This is a genomic window from Sorangiineae bacterium MSr11367 (genome assembly GCA_037157805.1).
In the GTDB taxonomy this organism is placed as follows: Bacteria; Myxococcota_A; Polyangia; order Polyangiales; family Polyangiaceae; genus Pendulispora; species Pendulispora rubella.
Map to the genome: position 1 here is coordinate 2,499,793 of CP089983.1, position 20,972 is coordinate 2,520,764.

The 20,972-nt window shown below is 64.0% G+C and carries 19 protein-coding genes; 7 read left to right on the plus strand and 12 right to left on the minus strand.

All coding sequences use genetic code 11. The features are described 5' to 3' along the window. Positions 1–403 precede the first annotated feature (403 nt). Genes LVJ94_09890 through LVJ94_09900 form a run of 3 tightly spaced genes read left to right on the plus strand, consistent with a single transcriptional unit; the run spans position 404 to position 2,350 of the window. The gene (locus LVJ94_09890; protein ID WXB07544.1) at positions 404–1,102 is read left to right on the plus strand and encodes a MotA/TolQ/ExbB proton channel family protein; all 699 of its coding nucleotides are present in this window, start codon (positions 404–406) and stop codon (positions 1,100–1,102) included. Positions 1,103–1,137: 35 nt separating this feature from the next. Then, the gene (locus LVJ94_09895) at positions 1,138–1,698 is read left to right on the plus strand and encodes a biopolymer transporter ExbD (protein ID WXB07545.1); all 561 of its coding nucleotides are present in this window, start codon (positions 1,138–1,140) and stop codon (positions 1,696–1,698) included. 7 nt (positions 1,699–1,705) lie between these two features. After that, complete coding sequence (locus LVJ94_09900; protein WXB07546.1) at positions 1,706–2,350, plus strand: biopolymer transporter ExbD; 645 nt, start codon at positions 1,706–1,708, stop codon at positions 2,348–2,350. Positions 2,351–2,453: 103 nt separating this feature from the next. Here LVJ94_09900 and LVJ94_09905 read toward each other — a convergent pair whose 3' ends face one another. The 5 genes from LVJ94_09905 to LVJ94_09925 are packed head-to-tail and all read right to left on the minus strand — an operon-like array spanning position 2,454 to position 7,147. Then, the gene (locus LVJ94_09905; GenBank protein ID WXB07547.1) at positions 2,454–3,494 is read right to left on the minus strand and encodes a fumarylacetoacetate hydrolase family protein; all 1,041 of its coding nucleotides are present in this window, start codon (positions 3,492–3,494) and stop codon (positions 2,454–2,456) included. A 43-nt stretch (positions 3,495–3,537) separates the two neighbouring features. Continuing rightward, positions 3,538–4,290, minus strand: coding sequence for an alpha/beta fold hydrolase (locus LVJ94_09910; GenBank protein ID WXB07548.1), 753 nt, complete (start codon positions 4,288–4,290; stop codon positions 3,538–3,540). A gap of 44 nt (positions 4,291–4,334) precedes the next feature. Continuing rightward, the gene (locus LVJ94_09915; GenBank protein ID WXB07549.1) at positions 4,335–6,146 is read right to left on the minus strand and encodes a hypothetical protein; all 1,812 of its coding nucleotides are present in this window, start codon (positions 6,144–6,146) and stop codon (positions 4,335–4,337) included. Between the two features lie 49 nt (positions 6,147–6,195). Continuing rightward, the gene (locus tag LVJ94_09920) at positions 6,196–6,687 is read right to left on the minus strand and encodes a hypothetical protein (GenBank protein ID WXB07550.1); all 492 of its coding nucleotides are present in this window, start codon (positions 6,685–6,687) and stop codon (positions 6,196–6,198) included. A gap of 49 nt (positions 6,688–6,736) precedes the next feature. Continuing rightward, complete coding sequence (locus LVJ94_09925) at positions 6,737–7,147, minus strand: hypothetical protein (GenBank protein ID WXB07551.1); 411 nt, start codon at positions 7,145–7,147, stop codon at positions 6,737–6,739. A gap of 288 nt (positions 7,148–7,435) precedes the next feature. Here LVJ94_09925 and LVJ94_09930 point away from each other — a divergent pair, with 288 nt between their 5' ends. Together LVJ94_09930 and LVJ94_09935 are read left to right on the plus strand one after the other, a co-directional pair. Continuing rightward, positions 7,436–8,218 carry an OmpA family protein gene (locus tag LVJ94_09930; GenBank protein WXB07552.1) on the plus strand — a complete coding sequence of 261 codons (783 nt, stop codon included), beginning with the start codon at positions 7,436–7,438 and terminating at the stop codon, positions 8,216–8,218. Next, a complete protein-coding gene (locus LVJ94_09935; GenBank protein ID WXB07553.1) occupies positions 8,218–8,601 on the plus strand; it encodes an AgmX/PglI C-terminal domain-containing protein in 384 nt (127 codons plus the stop codon). Before LVJ94_09930 ends, LVJ94_09935 begins: the two co-directional genes overlap by 1 nt. Positions 8,602–8,798: 197 nt before the next feature. Here LVJ94_09935 and LVJ94_09940 read toward each other — a convergent pair whose 3' ends face one another. Continuing rightward, a complete protein-coding gene (locus LVJ94_09940) occupies positions 8,799–10,553 on the minus strand; it encodes a glycosyltransferase family 39 protein (GenBank protein ID WXB07554.1) in 1,755 nt (584 codons plus the stop codon). A 60-nt stretch (positions 10,554–10,613) separates the two neighbouring features. On the opposite strand from LVJ94_09940, the gene LVJ94_09945 reads away from it, so the two are divergent. Continuing rightward, positions 10,614–11,462, plus strand: a complete 849-nt coding sequence (locus LVJ94_09945) for an ABC transporter permease (GenBank protein ID WXB07555.1) — start codon at positions 10,614–10,616, stop codon at positions 11,460–11,462. A 165-nt stretch (positions 11,463–11,627) separates the two neighbouring features. On the opposite strand, the gene nadA is transcribed toward LVJ94_09945, so the two are convergent. The 6 genes from nadA to LVJ94_09975 form a co-directional block, all read right to left on the minus strand. Further along, positions 11,628–12,575, minus strand: coding sequence for a quinolinate synthase NadA (nadA, locus tag LVJ94_09950; protein ID WXB07556.1), 948 nt, complete (start codon positions 12,573–12,575; stop codon positions 11,628–11,630). A 76-nt stretch (positions 12,576–12,651) separates the two neighbouring features. After that, positions 12,652–15,768 (minus strand): CusA/CzcA family heavy metal efflux RND transporter, encoded by a 3,117-nt coding sequence (locus tag LVJ94_09955; GenBank protein WXB07557.1) that lies wholly within the window; start codon positions 15,766–15,768, stop codon positions 12,652–12,654. Next, positions 15,765–16,925 carry an efflux RND transporter periplasmic adaptor subunit gene (locus tag LVJ94_09960; protein WXB07558.1) on the minus strand — a complete coding sequence of 387 codons (1,161 nt, stop codon included), beginning with the start codon at positions 16,923–16,925 and terminating at the stop codon, positions 15,765–15,767. The genes LVJ94_09955 and LVJ94_09960 overlap by 4 nt, the downstream gene beginning before the upstream one ends. Then, positions 16,922–18,187 carry a TolC family protein gene (locus LVJ94_09965; protein WXB07559.1) on the minus strand — a complete coding sequence of 422 codons (1,266 nt, stop codon included), beginning with the start codon at positions 18,185–18,187 and terminating at the stop codon, positions 16,922–16,924. Before LVJ94_09965 ends, LVJ94_09960 begins: the two co-directional genes overlap by 4 nt. 84 nt (positions 18,188–18,271) lie before the next feature. Then, complete coding sequence (locus tag LVJ94_09970) at positions 18,272–18,607, minus strand: hypothetical protein (GenBank protein WXB07560.1); 336 nt, start codon at positions 18,605–18,607, stop codon at positions 18,272–18,274. 139 nt (positions 18,608–18,746) lie between these two features. Then, complete coding sequence (locus LVJ94_09975) at positions 18,747–19,169, minus strand: TIGR02266 family protein (GenBank protein ID WXB07561.1); 423 nt, start codon at positions 19,167–19,169, stop codon at positions 18,747–18,749. Positions 19,170–19,260: 91 nt separating this feature from the next. On the opposite strand from LVJ94_09975, the gene LVJ94_09980 reads away from it, so the two are divergent. Beyond that, entirely contained in the window at positions 19,261–20,967 is a 1,707-nt protein-coding gene (locus LVJ94_09980; protein ID WXB07562.1) for an AMP-binding protein, read from the plus strand. Positions 20,968–20,972 lie beyond the last annotated feature (5 nt).

Genomic DNA, 20,972 nt, shown 5'->3' on the forward strand with positions numbered 1-20,972 from the left:
TCGCGAAAGGTATGTTGGCCACGTCCATGCGTTCGGACATCGATGCATCGCGATTCCGAATCCGAATAACTCAGCCCGTGCCCGTGCCCGTGCCCGACGAATGCAACGTGACGATCGGAAGACGGGCAAGGGCACGAGCACGTTTACGGAGAGCGCTCAACCCGCGTGGCGTGAAAAGAAAGAGCTCGAGCGCAGAGAAGCTTCGAGAGACATGAACGCCGGAAGGTCTTGCCGCACCGTGCAAGTTCCTGCCATTGTCCGGCTTTCTCTGCCGCAGGTTCCCAGCCAGCCCGTGTGGGAGCGGCGTTGACTTCGCCGATCTCGAGGCGGTATCGTCCTCGCCCGACGTGGTCTTACTGAAGCGGTCACCTTCTCAGATACGAGGTCGAAAGGAGCGTCGAGGATGTTTGTTGCCCTTCTAGAGGGAGGTCAGGCAGCGGCGACGGCCAGCAGCACCGGCGGCAATAGCCTGATGGAGGCGTTCCGAGAGAGTCCGCTCTTCCTTTCGATCAATCTCGTGGTCAGCGCGGTCGTCATCGCCATGATCGTCGAGCGCGTGGCGTTCCAGTTCACCAAGTACCGGGTGAACTCGAAGGAATTCTTCGCGCAGATCAAAAAGCTGGTCACTGCAGGCAACATCGACCGGGCCATCAAGTTGTGTGATGCGGGCGACTACCCGACCTTACAGCTTGTTAAGGCTGGTCTCACCCACGCCAACAAAGGCCCGGATGAGATCGACGCGGCGATGAGCGAAAAGATTGGCGAGCTCAAGCCCGCCGTCGAAAAGAGGATTGGGTCGCTCTGGTCACTCGCGAACATCGCGACGCTGATCGGACTTCTCGGAACGGTTTACGGTCTGATTCACACCTTCGGCGCTGTCTCGCGCGAGGGCATCTCCGCGGCCGATCGCCAGCGCATCTTGGCGAACGGTATCGCGGAAGCCATGTACAACACCGCATTCGGTCTCGGCATCGCGGTTATGTGCATGATTGCCCACCTGATCTTGCACCAGCGCTCGAAGAACATTCAGCACGACTTGGACGCAACGCAGGAGCGCGTCTTCAACCTGCTGACCATTCAGACCCGGCCCGGCGGCTACTAGTCTTCTAAGAGCGCGCCTCGCGCGCGGAGCCGTTCATGGAGAGACTGAGCGCCTATCAACGCAGCAAAATTCGGCGATTGTCGCAGCCGAAGGAGCTCGCGCCCGATGAAGAGGGCGGAGAGCTCAACATCGTGCCGTTCTTGGACATCATCACCAACGTCATGATGTTCGTGCTCGCGACGATCACGGTCACCTTCACCGCGACGATCGATTCGTTCCCGCCGCGTGCGGGTGGCTCGTCGGCGCGCCCGCCGACGACGCCCACGTTGGGGCTCACCATTTTGGTGGTCCCCGAGGGCTTCAGCGTCAAAGCGCGCGGCGGCAACGTCGCGCCGGGGTGCGACGACGTCGCGCCCGGCTTGGCGGTGGGCAAGACCGGCAACGAATACGATTTCGCGAAGCTCACGGCGTGCGTGCAGAAGCTGAAGGCGTCGTCTCCCGACTTCAAGGACGAGACGTCCGTGACCATCAGCGGGAATCCGAATATCCCTTATCAAACGATCATCAGCACCATCGATGCCGTGCGCAGCGTGCCCGATCCGTCGGGCAAGGACCTCGAACTTTTCCCCGACGTGAGCTTCGGGGTGGCAAGGTGAGGGCATCGTGAACCAGCCGCCGTATGCCGGATCCCCCGGAGAATTGGGACCCACGTCGCCGGGTGGTGGTGGGGCTCCGCCGCCGCGTGCGCCTGCGGCGTCGATGGCCGTTTTCAAGCGCGAGCTTCGCCGCGAGACCCGTCGCCGGGCGCTCGAGCCCGAGATCAACTTTCTGAACATCACCGCCATGCTCGACATGATGACCATCATCTTGGTCTTCTTGCTCAAGAGCATGAGCGCGCAGACGGCGTCGATTCCGCAGTCGTCCGACCTGACGATTCCGAAGAGCATTCTGACGACCGAGGCCTCGCAGCAGGGCGTAGCCGTGCTGGTGTCGAAGTCGTGGATCGTGGTCGACGACAACCAGGTGGTGCCCGTCCCGGGCGATCCCACCCACGGCGTCGAAGGTCGCTACAAGCGCGGCGGCCCGAACGATCTGTACATCACCGAGCTGGCGAGCCGCCTTCAGAACTGGCGCGATCGCGACAAGCAAGTCCGCGCGAGCACCGGCAAGGATCCGAGCGGCAGCGAAGCGATCATCATCGCCGACAAGGACACGCCGTACCGGCTCTTGGTCGAGGTGCTCTTCACCCTCGGCCAGACCGAGTTCAACAAGTTCCACCTGATGGTTCTTCAGGGCTCGAAGAAGTAAGAGCCTGATTCAACCGCCAAGACGCCAAGGACGCCAAGAGGAGTTGGTGGGTTCACCAACCCCAAAATCTTGGCGCTCTTGGCGTCTTGACGGTTCGAATTCTTTATCCGATCGCGCAGGCGCCGTCGTCGAGCACCACCGTGTGCTCGAGGCGGCCCAGCCCGTCGATCTCCAGGGCCATGCGATCGCCAGGGCGCAGCCACTGGTCCTTCGTGATCTTCGAGCCATTCAGCTCGAGGAAACACCCCGTGCCGCACGTTCCCGAGCCGATGACGTCACCGGGGTAGAGCGTCACGCCGTAACTGGCTCGCTCGAGGATCTGCGCGAAGGTCCAGTTCATGTCCTTCACGTTGCCGGTGGAGACCTGCACGTCGTTCACGAAGGCGCGCATCCCCAGATCGAACACGTTGCCCTTGTCCGTGCGCGTCGTGTTCGCCGTCAGCTCGTCCAGGGTGCAGAGGTACGGCCCGAGCGCCGTGGCGAAGTCTTTCCCCTTGGCGGGGCCGAGCGACAGCTTCATCTCCTCCATCTGCAGATCGCGGGCGGAGAAGTCGTTCATGATGGTCAGCCCGAAGATCAACTCGTCCGCGCGCGCGGCGGGCACGTTGCGCCCGCGTTTGCCGATGACGATGGCCGCTTCCAACTCGAAGTCGAGCCGCTCGAGGTGCTTCGGCAACACGCGAAGCTCGCCCGGGCCGATCACCGCTTGGTGGTTCGTGAAGTAGAACACCGGAAACAGGTCGAACTCGGGGATCATCGCCACCCCGCGGTTGCGGCGCGCCGTCTCCACGTGCTGGCGGAACGCGTACCCATCGCGCATCGACGGTGGCCTGGGCAACGGCGCGAGCAACGCCACGTCGGACGCTGCACGCACGATGGGAGCCCCATCGTGTGCATCGGGCAGCTTGCCCTCGCGCGCGCGCCGCTGGAGCTCGTCCGCTGCGGGCCGCGCCTGCTCCGCGTGTTCGATGAAGCCGAGCAGCCCGTTCCCGTAGCGCTCGACCACGGCGGCGCGATCGGCCGCCCGTCCCTGGTCCTTTTCGAGCCAGCGAAGGCCGGCTTCCAGATCGATGATGCGCTCGCCCTCGAGGATGCCGTGGCGCTCGGAGGAGGATGCCTGCGTGCGGAAGGTGACGAGTTTCATGGAAAGATCCTCTATCAGGCAGGTACGCGGGTGCGGCAGGAGATCACGCGACCCCGGCGAGCCGCGCCTTGATCAGGCGATGGACGTCATCCTCTGCCTCGCGGATGTAGAAATGCCCACCCGCAAACACGGTCGAGTTGAACGCCGCCGTCGTTCGGGCCGCCCACTTGGGAAGGTCCTCCGTCGGCACGTGCGGGTCGTGGCTGCCGCCCATGGCCTCGATGGGGATGGGGAGAGGCCCCTCGGTGGCGATGCCCTTCGAGGCGAGCGCAATGGCGAAGTCCGCGCGGAGCGTGGGCAGAAACAGCTCCATCAGCTCCGGGTTCGCGAGAACCTCCTCCGGCGTGCCGCTGTAGCCACGTAGTTTCGCGATGAAGGCCGGCTCGCTCAGGTGATGAATCGGATTGTCGCGCTCGCCGGTGCCACGGGCCGAAAGGAAGAGGACGCTCGGAAGCCGTGCGCCGATGCGCTGCAGATGGTGCGCGACCTCGAAGGCGATGACCCCGCCCATGCTGTGCCCGAAGAACGCAAACGGCCGCCCATCGAGCACCTTCATCATGGAATCCACCAACACCGGAACCAACGCGTCCAGCCGCTGGTACGGCGGCTCACGAAAGCGGCGCCCGCGCCCAGGCAGCTCCGCGGAGCACACCTCGATGCTCGGGGCGAGCTTGGTCTCCCAGGTGCGGTACGCCACGGAGGCTCCGCCCGCGTAGGGAAAGCAGACCAACTGATGGCCTGCACCGGCAATTTTCTTGTGGGTGGGAAAGAACGGGTTCTGGATTGCGGGAATCATCGTGGACAGACCACGGCTCTAGCACGACTCCCGGTATTTGCGACTTAGTACTGGAAGCTCTTCAAGTTGGCGCCGGCTGGCGCAGATTTTCGGAGTCGCTCCAGGATCTTCGGGAAATAGAGCTGCGGATACCGAAGGCGCGAATAGGCATTGGGCCGCGTGTGATCGCCGTTCCAGCAGTGCTCCGCGCGATCGCCGTAGTCGACCTCGCCCTCGTAGGGCGGGTTCGTCGTTCCCTTGAGAAACTGCTCGATGCGATACACGGCATTGTTGAGATAGTAATTGTCCATATCTCCAACGTAGATATGAATCTTGCCGCGAAGCTTCGGCCCCAGCGTGGACCAATCGCGCGAGAGAATGTGACCCAAATCGTAGTGGTCGCGCCAATGGGCCGCCACCTTGTGATCGATCACGCCGGTGAGTTTGTCCCAGATGGGCTGCGGATACCCATCCGCGCCAACCGGCGAATAAACGGCCTGCCAGATGTCCAGCTGCTCCCCCGAGCGACCTCGCGAGCCCAAGGCTAGCTCGAAGCGGCTGGAGTCTTCCTGCGTCGCCGCGAGGTGCCCGAGGTAATTGGTAAAGGCTCCGCGAGGAACCTTCTTCCAGAACTGGTCGGACACGAATGCATTCTTGTCGTCGTAGAGATTCACGGTCATGTAATCGTGAAAGTCGACCGGGTCGGGGCACGCGGCCCAGATGCCATTGAACCTGTCGGGATAAAAGGTCTGCACCGCCAACGATTCCCAGCCACCGGTGGAGCCGCCATAGGCGAATCGCGCCCAACCTTCGCCGATCGCGCGGTATTTCTTCTCCAGGTATGGGACCAACTCGTCCATGATGGCGTCGCCGTACGGTCCCAGGTTCTCCGAATTGACGGCGTACGAATCGTCGTAATATGGATTGGCGTGCTGAATCTCCACCAGGATCATGCGTGGAAATTTCGGTCCCGTCCAATCGCGATAGAGCTGGTGGGCGGACTCCTGCTCGATGCGGTTGTACCCCGGCAGGTGAAACCGTTCGCTGTAATCCGGTTTCAAATTGGGATCGGGCGGTGTCTCGCGGAAGTATCCGATGTCGCGCATGAAGTGTCCGTGCGAAATCACGAGTGGGTAGCGCGCGTTCGGATGCGCGTCGAACCCTTCGGGCACGATCACGTGGGCGCCGAGAAACATGGGGCGGCCCCAGAATTTGGTCAAAAGCTGGCTCTGAATGCGCTCGTGTTTGACGTACTTGGTGTCCGCCGGCGCTTCGATGGGCGGGATGACCTTGTCGAGCGTGATGCGAAGGGTGTCGGGCTTCGACGGATCGACGGTGAGCTTTTGCGGAGCGCTGTACAGATTGCCCGGCGCATGCTGCCAATGCTGTCCTTCGCCCCGATCCATGGGCAGCTTGACCGTGTGCCCATCGCTGCGCTTGAACGTCTCGTAGCGGTGCAAGACGGCCTGCACGGTGTACGTTCCCGGTGGCACGTCGGCCAACGTGGCGCGCGGATAGCCCACGGAGGTGACGTCGACGATGGCCTCCTTGCCCGCGGCGAGCCCCTCCACGTCCACACCGAAGATCTGCTGCGTCTTCAGTCCACCGCTGATTTGAAATCGCGGTTCGTTCGATTCGTCGTTGGAAAGAATCACGTAGACGCGCCCATCGAGGGACCCTGCGGCACCGGCGTCCACCGTCGAGGGGAAGCTCACGGCGAAGCGCACCCCCGTGGCCTGCCCCCCGGCCTGCCCGGAGGACGTGGACGGCGTAGGCTCGGACGCGGGCGGCGGCGTTTTCGTCGAACAGCCGAACACCATCGAGCTACAGACGATCACGGCCAATGTTCCGAGCGACGAGGGGGCGATTCCATTCATGGTATAGCCCTCACGTGTAGTGCCTCGGTTTAGCTTCGGCCAGGGCCGATCACCTCCCGTTGCCGATATCGCAGGTGCCTTGGTTGCGGCCCGACGCCGTGCAGGAATGCGAAGCGTCGCCGGGGCAGACGCTGAACGGGCAGATCTTCGAGCACGAGGAGTTCTGGAATTCCTTTACGGCGGCCACGAATTTTTTAACCTCGTCGCGATCGGGATCGGTCACCGAGATCGGGCAGCACTCGTCGTCGACCTGCACCCCGCATTCGTCGCGCCCATTCGGATTGCAAGCGCGTGCGAGTTCACGCCAGCGCTCCATTTCCTTGCGCATCTCCGGACACGTCTTGTCCGACCCCGCGTCCCCCGCATCCGAGCTGCCGCCGTCACCCGCGGTGCCGTCGCGCGCTCCGTCCACCGAAGCGTCTGGAAACAGCGGGCCCGATGGATCTTCTCCGCCGCAACCGTTCATCCACGCGACCCCCACGAAACAGAGTGTTGCCGTCGCGGCGAAAAGAGGAATTGTAACGTGTCGTCGATGGATCATGGCTTTGGCCTCTCTGGCTCAGCCAGGATGCACATACTGTGCTGCGCCTTCAATCGTCATGACGATCCGGCATCACGCCGGACGTGTCGTAGAAATGACGTCGTAGTGCGCAACGGTCGGCTGTAATTCCAGCAGATATCGATCTTCTTTGGGGCTTCTTTGGCGCTTCTTCGGGATAGTCGACGGTCTTTTCGGGATTGGGACCCGCAAAAGCATGGATCGCATCCATGGATTTCCAGAGTGATACGAAAAGGAATTCCGCTTTGCCATCGACGATGTGTCGAACGATCCGAACACCTCGATTGCCTGGCGTGTCGAGGCAATGAGCGGTGCCGGTACGTTGGATATAATCCAGATATATGTCGGCGTCTGCCGGTCGGGTGGTCCCTCGCCATACACGTGCGATCTTGGCCTTACCTCCGTGAAAGTCGACGATGGGGGACTTGTCATAACCTGTCATCTGTCGATGGATGGTTATTCAAAGTGGTTGTGCTCTGACAACAATGTCAGGGTGCACGAGTGTCCACCATCCTCATCCGTCAATAAGACGTAGACGTGCGCGCTCCTGGCGGCTATGTCATGGGTCCGGACGGCGCGCCGATGCTCGGTCGTCGCTCGCGGTTGAAGGTTAAGCAGATCGAATTTTCAGGAAGCAATTCGCCACTCATGCAGTTGAGAGCTCCGTGAAACGCTTCGTTTCACTTCGCTTTCCCAACTATTCGGTCTTTTGCCAGAACAGGGTTCATCGATGACTTCCCATCGCATCCTGCCGCAAGTCGTTGCGGCGTCGCTCTTGTTGGGTGTGGCTGCTTGCGGCGGCTCCACGCAATTCCAGTCGGCCCAGGCCGTCGCGATCAATGGGACGCCGCCGCCGCCTCCGCCCGCGCCGCCGCCCCCGCCGGAAGCGCCCAAGCCGCCCCCGCGCGTCGAGCTGCGCGACAACAAGATCGACTTCAAAGAGAAGATCCAGTTCCAAGTGAACAAGGCGATCATCAAGGAGGAGAGCTTCTCCCTCCTGCATGACATTGCCGAGGTCATCAAGCAGAACCCGCAGGTCAAGAAGATCTCGATCGAGGGTCACGCCAGCGCCGAAGGCAGCGCCGCAGCGAACAAGAAGCTGTCGGATGCCCGCGCAAAGGCAGTCGCCGAGTTCTTGGTCAAGAAAGAGGGCGTCGATGTGGGCCGTCTCGCCTCGAAGGGCTGGGGCGTCGAGAAGCCGATCGCCAGCAACGACAACGAGGAGGGGCGTGAGAAGAACCGCCGCGTCGAATTCCTCGTGACCGAGCAGGAAGTGACTGCGAAGAAGGTCGAGATCGATCCCGCCACCGGCAAAGAGCGGATCATCGACGAGAAGAAGAGCTTGGTCGAGGCGCCCAATGCTGCTCCGGCAGCGGGTGCAGACGCCGCCGCTGACAGCAAGAAGCTGAATGCCGAAGGCAAGAAGAAGCCGGGCGCCGAGGGCGCGGCCAAGAAGCCCGACGAGGCTCACCACAAGAAGGGCGATGCCAAGAAGCCGGAGGAGAAGAAGTGATGAAATCGTTGCTAGCCGCTGTTCCGTTCATGGCACTCGTTGTCGGCTGCTCCGGCGCCGTTCGCAGCCCCGACGTGTACCGAGACGACACCCGCGCCGCCCTGTCGGCGAAGGACCCCGACATTCGTGCGTGCTACGACGACGTGCTCAAGTCGAATCCGACGGCCGCCGGCAAGGTCACCGTCAAGTTCGAGGTCGAGACGGAAGCCGGCAAGATCCAGAACGCGGCCGTCGACAAGGCCAACACCACCGCGCCCGATCCGGTCTCGGACTGCGTGACGAAGAACATCAACGGCGTGGCCATCACGCCGCCGGATGCGAAGAAGGGCGAGGGCACCTGGGTTTACGAGTTCGCCCCCCCGGCAGGCCCCGCCAAGGGCTGATCGAGTTTTCAGCAGGCTGAAACGGCTCGAATGCTTCGGCATTCGGGCCGTTTTGCCTTGTGGAGAATGGAATCGCCAAGACGCCCAAGTACGCCAAGAGATGAATGGTGTCGTGGAGCGGCGAGGAACGCCCTCGTCAACCAATCTCAGACCCTTGGCGTTCTTGGCGTCTTGGCGGTTCGATCCGCTCTGTTCCGCTACATGCGCTCGAGGATCCAGACGGCCGAATCGGTGCTGGCGTGGATGTCGACGCGCGGCCAGACTTTGCGATTGTACTCGGCGATGTGCACGACGCGGTAGCCGCGGCGGCCTTCCAGGAGTTCGTGAAAGAAGCTAACCACGACATGGTCGCCCCGGGTCTTGATCTGCGTCGTCGGCGTCGTCTTGCCGGTGTCCTGCGTGTCGGGAATGGGAATGAGGTAGCGCCACGCCCAGCCGTACGGGAGCACGATCCACCGAGGTTTTCGCGCTTCGACGTTCTCGAAGCGATCTTCGATCTCTTCGAACCCCGGCATGGGGTTGCGCTTCTGCGGAGCATCGAGCCCAACGCGTGCAACATGCACATTGTCCGGGAAGCGTGTAAGATACACGTTGAGCCCGTAGGTCTCGACGCGATCGCCGGGAGCGAAGTGCTCGCGCATGTACCGTTCGGCGTCGTAGCGCGGGTCGAAAAGGAGGCTCACGTCGACGGCCACGGCGCGGAAGATGGCGCTCGCGAAGGCGACGGAAAGGGCCGCCTGGGCGACCACGCGCGCGAACCGGCCGCGCAGCTCGAACAGAAAGGCGTGGACCGCCAGGCCCGCGTAGATGGAGAAGATGATCGACTGCGGCAGGATGAAGCGGTGCTCGACGCGCAGTGCCACGCAGTTGAACGCGACCGTGAAGGAAACGGCTGCCAAGAAGGGCACCAGGCCCGCCAACCACGTCGCGCGATCCTCCCCCGCGCGCCGTCGGAGCTGGAGAAGTAGTCCTCCGGCCGCGAGCACGAGAAAGGCCGTGGGCCATAGCCTGGAGTACATCTCGATGATGTCATGCAGGACGCGCAACCAGCCCGCGGCATCGTTGGCGTAGTTCGCGAAGTCCTTGCTCGCAGGGCCGACGAGGAAGGCGAGGCGGGCGCGAAAGCCCGTGGGGTTCCAGATGATGCCGTCGACGAAGACGAAGAGCACGGCGCCGATGCCCACCGCGGTCAGAAGCTCGCGCACGATGGCCCGGGCATCGCCGCGCGCAACCGGGTCGATGGCCAGCCATGCCAAGAAGGCGATGGGCGCTGCGACGAGGAAGAGCGCATACGCTTGGTCCTTCGTGGCCACACCGAGCAAGGCCAGAATGACGAAGTGCCGCAGGCGCCGGGGCTCGTTCCACGCGATGGCCCGCGTGAGCGCGAGCAGCGCGAACATGCCCCAAAAGAGGTAGGGCACGTCCAAGTTGGTCGTGTGGCTGTAGTACGTCAGGATGGGATCGACCGCGCACACCGCGGCGGCGCACCATCCCGCACGCCGGCCGCGCGCGGTCTCCGCGATTTTCGCGACCGCATACGTCACACCGACCGACATGACCAAGGTCGTTGCCCGCGCGATGTACGCGATGCTGGTCATGTACGGGACCTTGAGAATCTCGCCGATGACGTCGTGTGGGGCGAGCGACGGCGCATGCAGCAGCGCAATCGCCGTGACGGGGAACGTCAGCACGCCGAGCAAAAGGAGATGCAGCGGCGGATACGTGAAATAGTGGCCCGGGGTGAATGTTTCGACGAGTCCGGCAAGGAAATCGCGCGGGGCGATGCCGTCATTGTCCCAGCCGTCCGACGCCGGCAGGCCCCACCCGATCCCGACGACGCGCAGGACGGCCGAGATCACGAGGATCCACGCGAGGGGCGAGCGAACCGAGGCGCGTAGGCGCGCGCGCAGCGTCGCCAGGCCTGGGAGTCGGTCCCGTCGGAGAAAATTCACGCCCCTCCACTACCATGCCGTAGGTCGTTGGATGATAGACTTCCAGCCCGCGTTAAGCGAATGAGCGAAGCCACGTCCCAGGAAGCAGGAAACGGCGAGGAGGGCGCGAACAAGGGCGAAAAACCCGCTCTTTTGGCGGTAGCCTTCGATCGCACCGTCGGTCCCGTGTTGGATCTGCTCGACGAGCTGGGCGCCACGGCATTGCTCGCGAGCCGCACGTTTGCGTGGATGATCCGGCCGCCTTACCGGTGGTCGCAGCTTATGGGCTCGCTCGAGTTCATCGGCGCCGGTTCGACCTTCATCGTCGGCCTGGTGGGGGTCTTCACGGGCATGGCCTTCACGCTCTCCAGCATCGTGGGCTTCCGGCAGTTTTCCGCAGAGGGCATGGTCGGCGGGGTCGTGGCCCTGGCCCTCGCCCGCGAGCTGGCTCCGGTGCTCGCCGCCGTCGTGGTCACGGCGCGCGCAGGCAGCACCATGGCGAGCGAACTGGGGAACATGCGCGTCACCGAGCAAATCGACGCGATCACGACCATGGGCGTGAGCCCCGTGCAATTCCTCGTGGTGCCCCGCGTGGTGGCCACGACCTTGATGCTGCCGCTCCTCGCCATGTGCTTCGGCCTTGCGGGCATGCTGGGCGCCTACGTGGTGGCCGTCCTCTGGCAGGGCATCGACCCGGGCATCTTCTTCGACCGGGTCGAGCAATTCGTGCAGCCGAGCGACCTGCGCATGCTCGGCACGAAGAGCGGCCTTTTCGGCCTCATCGTGAGCGTCATCTGCTGCAAAAAGGGCTTCTTCGCCTCCGGCGGCGCCCGCGGCGTCGGCGAAGCCACCGCCAAAGCCGTGGTCGCGAGCATCGTCGCCATCTTCGCCGCCGACTACGTACTCACCTCCATCATGACGGAGCTGTGAGCGGTCTGCGGCAGAGAGAATTCACAGGAAGACGGGAAGACGGGAAGGAGTTTCGGCGCGCAGCAGCGCGGAACGCTTTTTTGGGGGTTTTCAATTGGACCCATTGGGCCGATTGGAAACCTCAAAACCTTCCTGTCTTCCCGTCTTCCTGTGAATTTCTCTCTCTTAGCTGAGAGCGAGCATACGGTCGATTGGAGTGCGCGCGGCGCTCAATAGGTGGGCGGGGAGCTCGAGGCGGGGTTGGAGATCGCGCAATGCCAAGTAGACCTTCTCGAGGGTGTTGCGCTTCATGAAGGGGCATTCGTTGCAGGCGCAATTGGCTACGGGCGGGGCGGGGATGAAGGTTTTCTCCGGCGCGGCCTTTTGCATTTGATGCAGGATGCCGGCTTCGGTCGCGACGATGAATTCCTTCTGGGGCGCGGCGATTGCGTGTTTCAGGATGCCCGTGGTCGAGCCGATGTAGTCGGCCATTTTGAGAATCGTGGGCTCGCATTCGGGGTGGGCGAGCACGCGGGCTTCGGGGTGGCGCGTCTTCAGCGCGATGAGCTTTCGTTCGCTGAACGTCTCGTGGACGACGCAGCTGCCTTGCCAGAGAACCATGTTGCGTCCGAGCTTTTTCTCCAGGTACGCGCCGAGGTTTCGATCGGGGGCGAAGAGGATCGTCTTGTCCGCGGGGATGTGGTCGACGATCTTCTCGGCGTTGGACGACGTGACGATATAGTCCGAGAGGGCTTTCACCTCCGCCGAGCAATTGATGTAGCTTACAACCACCGAGTCCGGGTACTGCGCCTTCCACGCGGCGAACTTGTCCGGCGGGCAGCCGTCGGCCAGCGAACAACCGGCGTCGAGATCGGGCAGGACCACGATCTTGTCGGGGTTCAAGATCTTCGCGGTCTCCGCCATGAAGTGCACACCGGCGAAGCAGATGACGTCGGCGTCGGTCTTGGCGGCGGCCTGGGAAAGCTGGAGCGAGTCGCCGATGACGTCGGCGACGTCTTGAATGTCGGAGTCCTGGTAATAGTGCGCGAGAAGGATGGCGTTGCGCTCCTTCTTCAGTCGCGCAACTTCCTCTTCCAAATCGAGGGACGGATCGATGGGCGCGGGGGACGTCATGCGGGGAATCTAGGCCCGCACACGGGCTCAGTAAAGGCGTGGCCTACTGAGCCCGCTCCGCGGCTTCGGAGGCCGCTCAATCCAGCGGTGCGTGCCGGCGGCCCTCTTCTTCGTCGACCCGCGGCGCGTCGCGGCGCACGACCCAGAGAAGCATCGCGGGCAACGCCGGCAGCGACAGGATCGCGGCGGCGATCAGGCCGCCGATGACCACCGTGGCCAGGGGGCGCTGCACCTCGGCGCCGGGACCGGTTGCGATCGCCATGGGCACGAAGCCGATGGCGGCCACCAGGGCGGTGCTGGCGATGGGGCGCAGGGACATCATGGCGGCGTTCTTGACGCGTTCCTCGGGCGGTAGCTCGCTGGATTGCGCGAGCAGGTTCGTGGTCATGACCACGCCCGTCATGACGGACACGCCGGAGAGCGCGATGAAGCCGACGCCCGCCGGAATGCTGAACGGAAGGCCGCGCCCCACCAGCGAAATCGCACCGCCCGCAATGGCGAACGGCAGATTCAGCACGGTGACGAGCATGTACTTCACCGACTTGAAGGCCATCACCAGCATCAAGGCGATGACCCCCAGTGCGACCGGAACCAGAAGCGACAGCCTCGTCTTGGCGCGGTTGAAGTTCTGGAACTGACCGCCCCAGGTGATCTCGATGCCCTGCGGAATCTTCAGCTGATCCACCTTGGCCTGCGCCTCGTTCACGAAGCCGACGAGGTCGCGTCCGCGGATGTTCGCCTCCACGACCAGACGGCGCTTCATCTGCTCTCGGCTGATCTGCACGACCGTCGATTCTTGCTCGATGTCGGCCACCAACGACATGGGGACCAGCGAGCCGCGCTCGGTGTACACCGGCAGGCGCGCCAGATCGTACTCGTTCTGAATGTTGTTGCCGCCGATGCGCAGGTTCAAATCGAACACGCGCTCGCCCTCGCGCACCTCGGCGATGTTCTCGCCGGCGCGGGTCATGGTGACCGCATCGAGCACCGATCGCGGCGGCACACCGAGGCGCGCCGCGCGATCGCGCGCGAGTTTGACCTTGATCGACGGAAGCCCCGTGGGGATTTCCATCTTCACGTCGGCCGCGCCGGGGACCTGCGCAATCGTGCGGCGGATCTGATCCGCGGTTTTGCGCATCTCCTCGAGGTCGTAGCCGAACACTTTGATGGCCAAGTCGCTCTTCACGCCGGCGATCAGGTCGTTGACGCGCATGTCGATGGGCATGCTGAAGGCGTGGATCGTCGCGGGCACGTGCGTGTTCAGCCGCTTGGACATCTCTTCGACGAGGTCCTCGGGCTTGATGCCGTGGCGCCACTCTTTCTGCGGTTTGAGGATGACGAACAGGTCGCTCGACTCGGGCCCGGCCGGGTCGACCGCGCCCTCGGGACGCCCGATGCGGTTGACGATTGTCTTCACCTCGGGAATGTCCTTGAGGCTGCGTTCCGTCTCCGCGCCCAAGTCGATCGCCTGTGTCAGCGAGACGCTGGGCGGCCGGCGGGCATCGATGGCGAACGAGCCTTCGAAAATCTTGGGCAAGAACTCCGCGCCCAAGGTGCTGCCGAAGCCCAGCATGACGATGCCCAGCGCGAACGTGGCCCCCGTGGTGATGAGGGGCCGATGCACCGCGAAGTCCACGGCGGGCGCGTAGATCTTGGCGAGCCTGCGCGCGAGCCACGGCTCCGTGGGCTCCGGGACGCTGCGGAAGAGGGCAGGGGCGATGGCCGGGACGATGACCAGCGCGTAGAAGAGCGCACCCAAGAGCATGAACACCAGGGAGTAGACGACGGGGCGGAACATCTTGCCCTCGACGTCTTCCAGGGTGACCAGCGGGAGGAACACCAGGGTCACGATGATGACGCTGAAAATCACGGGGCGCGCGACCTCCTGCATCGAGTGAATCATCGCGTGCCGCCGTCTCAGGCGGTCTTCGGGCGAGCCGAGGTGGGTCATCAGGTGCTCGACCACGACGACGGCGCCTTCGACGACGATGCCGAAGTCGACTGCGCCCAGCGACATGACGTTGCCGCCGAGCCCCATGGCCGTGAGGCCGATGAAGGCCATCAGCATGGCGAACGGGATGGCGCCGGCCACCAGCAATCCCGCGCGGATGCTGCCCAAGGTGAGCAGCAAGCAGACCACGACGAGCGTCGCGCCCTCGGCGAGGTTCGACATGACCGTCTTGAGCACGCGGTCGATGAACTCCGCGCGGTCGTAGTACGGGTCGATGTAGACGCCTTTGGGGAGCCGCGGCTTGATCTCGTCCAGCGCTTCCTTCACGCGCTGGACGACCTCGCGGCTGTTTTCGCCTTTGAGCATCCACACGCTGGCGCCGACCACCTCGCCGCGGCCGTCGCGGGTCATGGCGCCCTGGCGCAGGGCCGGGCCGGTGTCGACGTTGCTGACCATGCCCACGCGGATGGGCACGTTGTTGTGCTCGTCCGAGCGAATGACGCTGCTCGCGATGTCCTCCAGGCCGCGGAAACGTGCATCGCCGCGCAAGACGATCTGCTCGCCCGCGTGCTCGATGTAACCGCCGCCGGCGAGCGCGTTGTCGCGTTCGAGCGCGCGGCGCACGTCCTCGATGGAGACGTTCTGGGCGGCCATGCGCGCCGGATCCAAGGTGACCTGGTACTGCTTCACGGAGCCGCCGAAACCGACCACGTCGATGACGCCGCGAACTTGGCGCAGGCGCGGGCCGATCTGCCATTCGACGATGGTGCGCAGCTCCTCTTCCGCACGCGCGTCCTCGTGCTCCGTGCGGAGTTCGAACATGTAGATCTCACCGAGACCGGTGGCGATGGGCCCCAATTCGGGGCGGCCGATGTCCTCGGGGATGACCGCACGGATCGAGCTGAGTCGCTCGTTGACCAAGGCGCGCGCGAAATACACGTCCACTTCGTCGCGGAAGACCAAGGTCAGAACGCTGATGCCGAGCTTCGTGATGCTGCGCATCTCCTTGAGGCCCGGCACGCCGGCCATGGTGCGCTCGAGGGGTTGCGTGATCTGCAGCTCCACCTCGGTGGCCGACAGCGCGGGGACGCGCGTGACCACCTGCACCTGGATGTTCGTCACATCGGGAACGGCGTCGATCGGCATGTTCGTGAAGGCGACACCGCCCGACACGATTCCGATCACGGTGATGAGCCCGACGACCAACGGATTGGCCGCCGCCCAAGCGATGAGCGCTTTCATTGCTTCGAGGCCTCGCCGCGGAGCAAAAACGCCCCGTCGACGGCGACGCGTTCTCCCGAAGTGACCCCCTCGAGGATTTCCACCAAGTCGACCGTGCGCCGCCCCACTTTGACGGGGCGGATCTCGAACGTGCCCGGTTCGCGCTCGACGAAGACGACGTCTTCTTCCCCGAGGGGCTGCACCGCGCCGCCGGCGATCATCATGCGCCCGGCTTCATCGGCCGGGATCTGGATCTGTGCGCGCAAGAAGAGGCCTGGTTTCAGTTGCCCGTCGGCATTCGGCACCGAAACGCGTGCGCGCACCGAACGGGTGACACCGCCGACCTGCGGATCGAGCAAGGTGATCTTGCCTTTGAAGCCCTGTCCCGGGTGCGCATCGATCGACAGCTCGACCTCGGCGCCGATCTTCAAGTACGACACGTCGGACTCGTGCACGTCGAGCGTTGCCCAAAGCTCCCTTAGATCGGCCACGATGAAGGCCTTGTCGGCGGGCTGGATGAAGGCGCCGAGGTTGACCTTTCGGGCCACCACCACGCCATCGATGGGCGAGCTCAAAGAGAGCGTTCCGGCGCCGGCCACCACGTTCTCGTTTTGCGGCACGCCGACGCGGAGCGCGCGCAGACGCGCTTCGGCCGCAGCCAGGTGGGCCTGCGCCTGATCGGCCTCGCTGCGGGCCACTTCCGACTCGCGGGCGGTGGTCAATTGGCGCTGCAGAAGCTCGGCCTCGCGTTGTCGGTTCTTGGCCGCCGCCGTGGCGTTGGCTTGCGCCGAGAGGAACTCGGCCTGCGCCGAGGCGATGGACGGAATGACCACCGTGCCGAGCACTTTGCCCTTCTTCACGGCATCGCCCGCGCGCACGTTGACCGTGGCCACGCGGCCTTCGAGCGGCACGCCGATTTCGGCGTAGTGATCGAAGTTGTAATCCAGCGTACCGGGCACGCGCAGTGTGCGGCTCGGTGCATTCGCTCCGAGTGCCTCCACGCGCACGCCCAGGCGCTTGAGCGACTCGAGCTCCAACTTCACCGTGCGCGGTCCCTGCGGCGTCGTCGCGGCGGTGGTTTGCGTCTTCTCACTGGCGGCTGATTTGCCGCAGCCGTTCGTTGCCAGGGCAACCACATACGTAGCGCTTGCGATGAGTACGGTCCATTTGGATCTCATGGCAAATCCCCCATGAGCGCGACCATGTCGCCGTACGTGTGCCAAGCGGTGGAGAGAAAATCAAGCCGACGCCCCTGTGCGGCGGCAAGATCACGACGGGCAATGAAGGTACGCACGAGCTCGACCTTTCCAGCTAAAAATGCCGCCTGCGTGGCGTCTACGACGCGCTGCGCAGCGGGAATACCAACTTTATCGAGCGCTTCGATTCCGGAGCGCACTTTGGAGTAGGCCTCGAAAGCGTGGTCCGCCTCGATGCCGAGGGCTCGTTGCGTCGCCTCGCGAACGCCTTCCGTTCGTCCCTGCTCCGCGTAAGCCCGCGCGATTTCGCCTTGATTGCGCCGCGTGATGGGGAAGGTCCACCCGAGACCTCCTCCGTAGCGCACCTCGCCGGTGTCACCCCGTCCGCCGGAAAGAATGACGGCAATGGGGGGATTCTTCTCGGACTCCGCGCGGTCGCGTTGCGCCTGCCAGTATTGCGACTCCTTGCTCAGACTGCGCAGGAGCGGCGATACGTTGAGCACCCTTCCGACGAACACATCGGCCGTGTTGACGTGCAGCTCGGGCGCCTCGGGCGCCGCCGTGGCCGGCGGATCGTCGAGGTGCCCCATGCCCATCAGGAGCTCGAGCTCCTGCCGCGCGCGAAGCAGGATGATGCCTGCCTCTGCACTCAGCTGCGACCATCGTGCGAGCTCGGCGTCGGCCAAGCTGCGATCGACCAAATTGACGTCGCCGGCAGCAAGCCGCGCGGCAAAGTACTGCGCCTCGGCCTGCGCCTCGCGCTCACCGCGTTCGGCGAGCACTTGCCGCGCGCGCGCCACCAGCGCATCCCCGTAGGCCGCGATGGCCGCACCGGCAACCCGCGCGCGCACCTCCTCGCGGTTCATGGTGCGCCAGTCGACGAACGTCTCCGCCTCGCGGATACGCTTTCCACGCTGGCCTGCGACCTCGATGGGGAGCTGCAGTTGCCCGAGCACCTGAGCGTCACGAGTGACGTCCCGGCCATGATCGAGAATGACTTGGAGCGAAGGATTGCCCAGCGACGACACGCGGGCGCCTGTGATGCTCGACTTGGCCACCCCCACGTTTCCTTGCGCTTCCGTGACGGCGAGCGCGCGTTCGCGGGCGCGCCGATACACTTCGGCAAGAGGGGGCCAAGCGGCATTGGCTGGCTTTTCCATCAACGCGACGAGCGCCATGGACACCGCAGGTACGAGCAACATCGCGGCGACAGCGCGAATGAAGGCACACGAAGAACGAGACACCACGAACCTCCAGCACGGGGGGTTGATCCAAGCTTCCGGGATTGGGACACGCGGCAGCGGGCGCTTTTGGCGCACGCTATCGCCTCATCGCGGAACTTTGTCGTGCAACCCGATGAAGGGCTGGGAAATTCGGACCAAAGGCTCGAGCGGCCTCTTGCTATGCCCGTCCGACGCGCCCAGCACGACGGTCGGCTGGGGCGCCAGCCCGAGGCCCGCATGAACTACGTCCGGCCCGTCGCTCTCCATGCCACCGCCGACATCGAGAAGCGCGGAGTCGGAAAGCTCTTCCTCGCTCTCGGGCATCGCCTGCACGAGCGGCACCGACACGCCTTGGACGTTCGGAATGTAGACCACGCCCTGCGCCACGGCTGCACGCGGAAAAACGACCCACACCATCATGATGAGGGCGAAAACCAGCATGGCAAACCACAGCGCAGACTGCTTCATTATGCTTACAGGCCGGTAACCTTTGCGGTCCGGCCTCGGTTCTGTCAAGCACGCACTGAGTCGCCAGCGTGCCGTTCACGCTTCCTCAAGATACCTGGAAGCGGCCCAGAAGCTACCGCACCGGCACGGGTCGCTTGAGCAAACGGGACGAAATATGTTCGCCCAACGCCTCGGCCATGAGCTTCTCCACGAACACCGCCACTTTTTCCCGTTCGGCGTCGTCGTTGAAGAGGAAGCGAATGCCCATGCCGGGGGGTTGCTCGTCCGTTGCACGGTCGTCACTCACCGTCCACATGACCTCTCCCTTCAGGCGAAGTTGCCCTTCGCGCGAGGGAAACGAAAGGACGAAAACGAACTTCGTCCCCACGTCGAGCGGCTTGGCGGTGCGGATGAACGTCCCGCCTTTGGAGATGTTCTTCGTATAGTCGGCAAAGAACGTATTGAGCCGCTTGTAGTCTACACGCAACGTGATCGTGGAACGTTCTTCGGTGCGCTTCTCCAAGGAGAAGGGCAACTCGGTGGAAAGGTCATCCACGCCACTTTCGCCTGCGGAGGCCGATCGCCCGTTTAGGACTGACCCCGGCGGATTGCTTTCCATGCGAAGGTAAAGATATCACAATAAATCGATGCCTCGTCTTCCTAGTGCTGCCAAGTTGACGGACTTGAAAGAACGCCTGGTCGACGCGCCCGGGCGCGTGCGGGTCATGGCCAAAGTGGCCAATCAGACGGGCCTGATGTGGCAACTCCACGTGCCGGGCGTGCGGGCGCTGATGGACGTGCTCACGCAGCGGTCGCAAAATCCGTCGCAGATGTACCAAGTGCACGCGGCCAATACGCCGGACAAGGTGGCTTTGCGCTGGCGCGATCAGGCCCTGACCTTCGGGGAGCTGGAAATGCGCATTTCGCGCTTGGCGGCGGGCTTGTCGTCCCGAGGCCTTTCCCGGGGATCCAGCCTCATCGTGATGATGAAAAACCGGCCCGAATTCGTCGAGGCGCAAAATGCGGCCACCCGCGTTGGCGCGGCCGCCGTGAGCGTTTCCTGGCGTTCCACGGCCGCGGAGTTGGGCTACCTGGCCACGCATTCCGGCGCGAAATTCATCTTCTTCAACCCGGAGCTCTGGCCGGTCGTGGAGGAGGCGAGTCGCGCGCTTCCGCACCTGAAAAAGTCGCAGTTCGTGGTCGTAGGCGCCGAGCCGGGCGAGGTGCCCAAGGGCGTCACCGCCTACGAAGAGCTGTTCGATGAAACGCCGCTGGAAAATTATGCTCCTGCCAATGGTGCGGGGGACCAGGAAGCGGCGGTGGTGATCTACACGTCGGGAACGACGGGCAAACCCAAAGGGGCGGTGCGCAAGTTCCCGAAGGATGCCTTCCCGGCGGCCCTTCGCTTCATCGCGCAGACGCCCATGCGCGCCGACGACGTGCACCTCGTGGCCTGCCCGCTCTACCACTCGACGGCGTTTGGCTTTCTCGTCCTGAGCCAGGTCCTCGGCGCCACGGCGGTGCTCATGGACGAGTTCAAGCCCGAGTTTTTCCTGCGCGACGTGGACCGTTGGGGCGTGACCTCCACGGCGGTGGTGCCCACGATGATGCACCGCGTTCTGTCGCTGGAGCCCGAGGTGTTCGGGCGTTACCGCACGCGATCGCTGCGGACGATCATCTGCGGAGGCGCGCCGCTCCCGGGGCCGCTCGGCCTTCGGGTGATGGATCATTTCGGTGACATCCTCTTCAATTTTTACGGAGCCACCGAAACGGGCCTGGTCACCTTGGCGAATCCGCAGGATCTGCGGGCCGCGCCCGGCACCATCGGGCGGCCCATCCCCGGCAACGACATTCGCCTGCTCGACGATGCCGGGATCGAGGTGGCACGTGGGGAAGTGGGGGAGCTTTACGTCAAGAACAAGCTCTTGGTGGCCGGGTACCACAAGGACGACGAGGCGACGGCCGCGAGCATGCGCGAGGGCTTCTTCAGCGTGGGCGATCTGGCGCGAAAAGACCGCGATGGGCGCTATTTCATCGAAGGGCGCAAGCGCGACATGATCATCTCCGGCGGCGTGAACATCTACCCGGCGGAGGTGGAATCCGCGTTGGAGGCACACCCCGATGTCGCCGAAGTGGCGGTCGTCGGGGTCGAAGATGCGGAGTGGGGCGAGAGGGTGCGTGCGTTCGTCGTGGCCAGGCCCGGCAGCCAGCTCGATGACGCATACTTGAAAACGTGGACACGCGAACGCCTCGCCGGGCCGAAAGTCCCGCGCGATTTCGTGTTTCTCGACGCTCTTCCGCGCAACGCGACGGGCAAGGTGATCAAGCGCGACCTCCGCGTTTGGCGCGCCTGACGTCA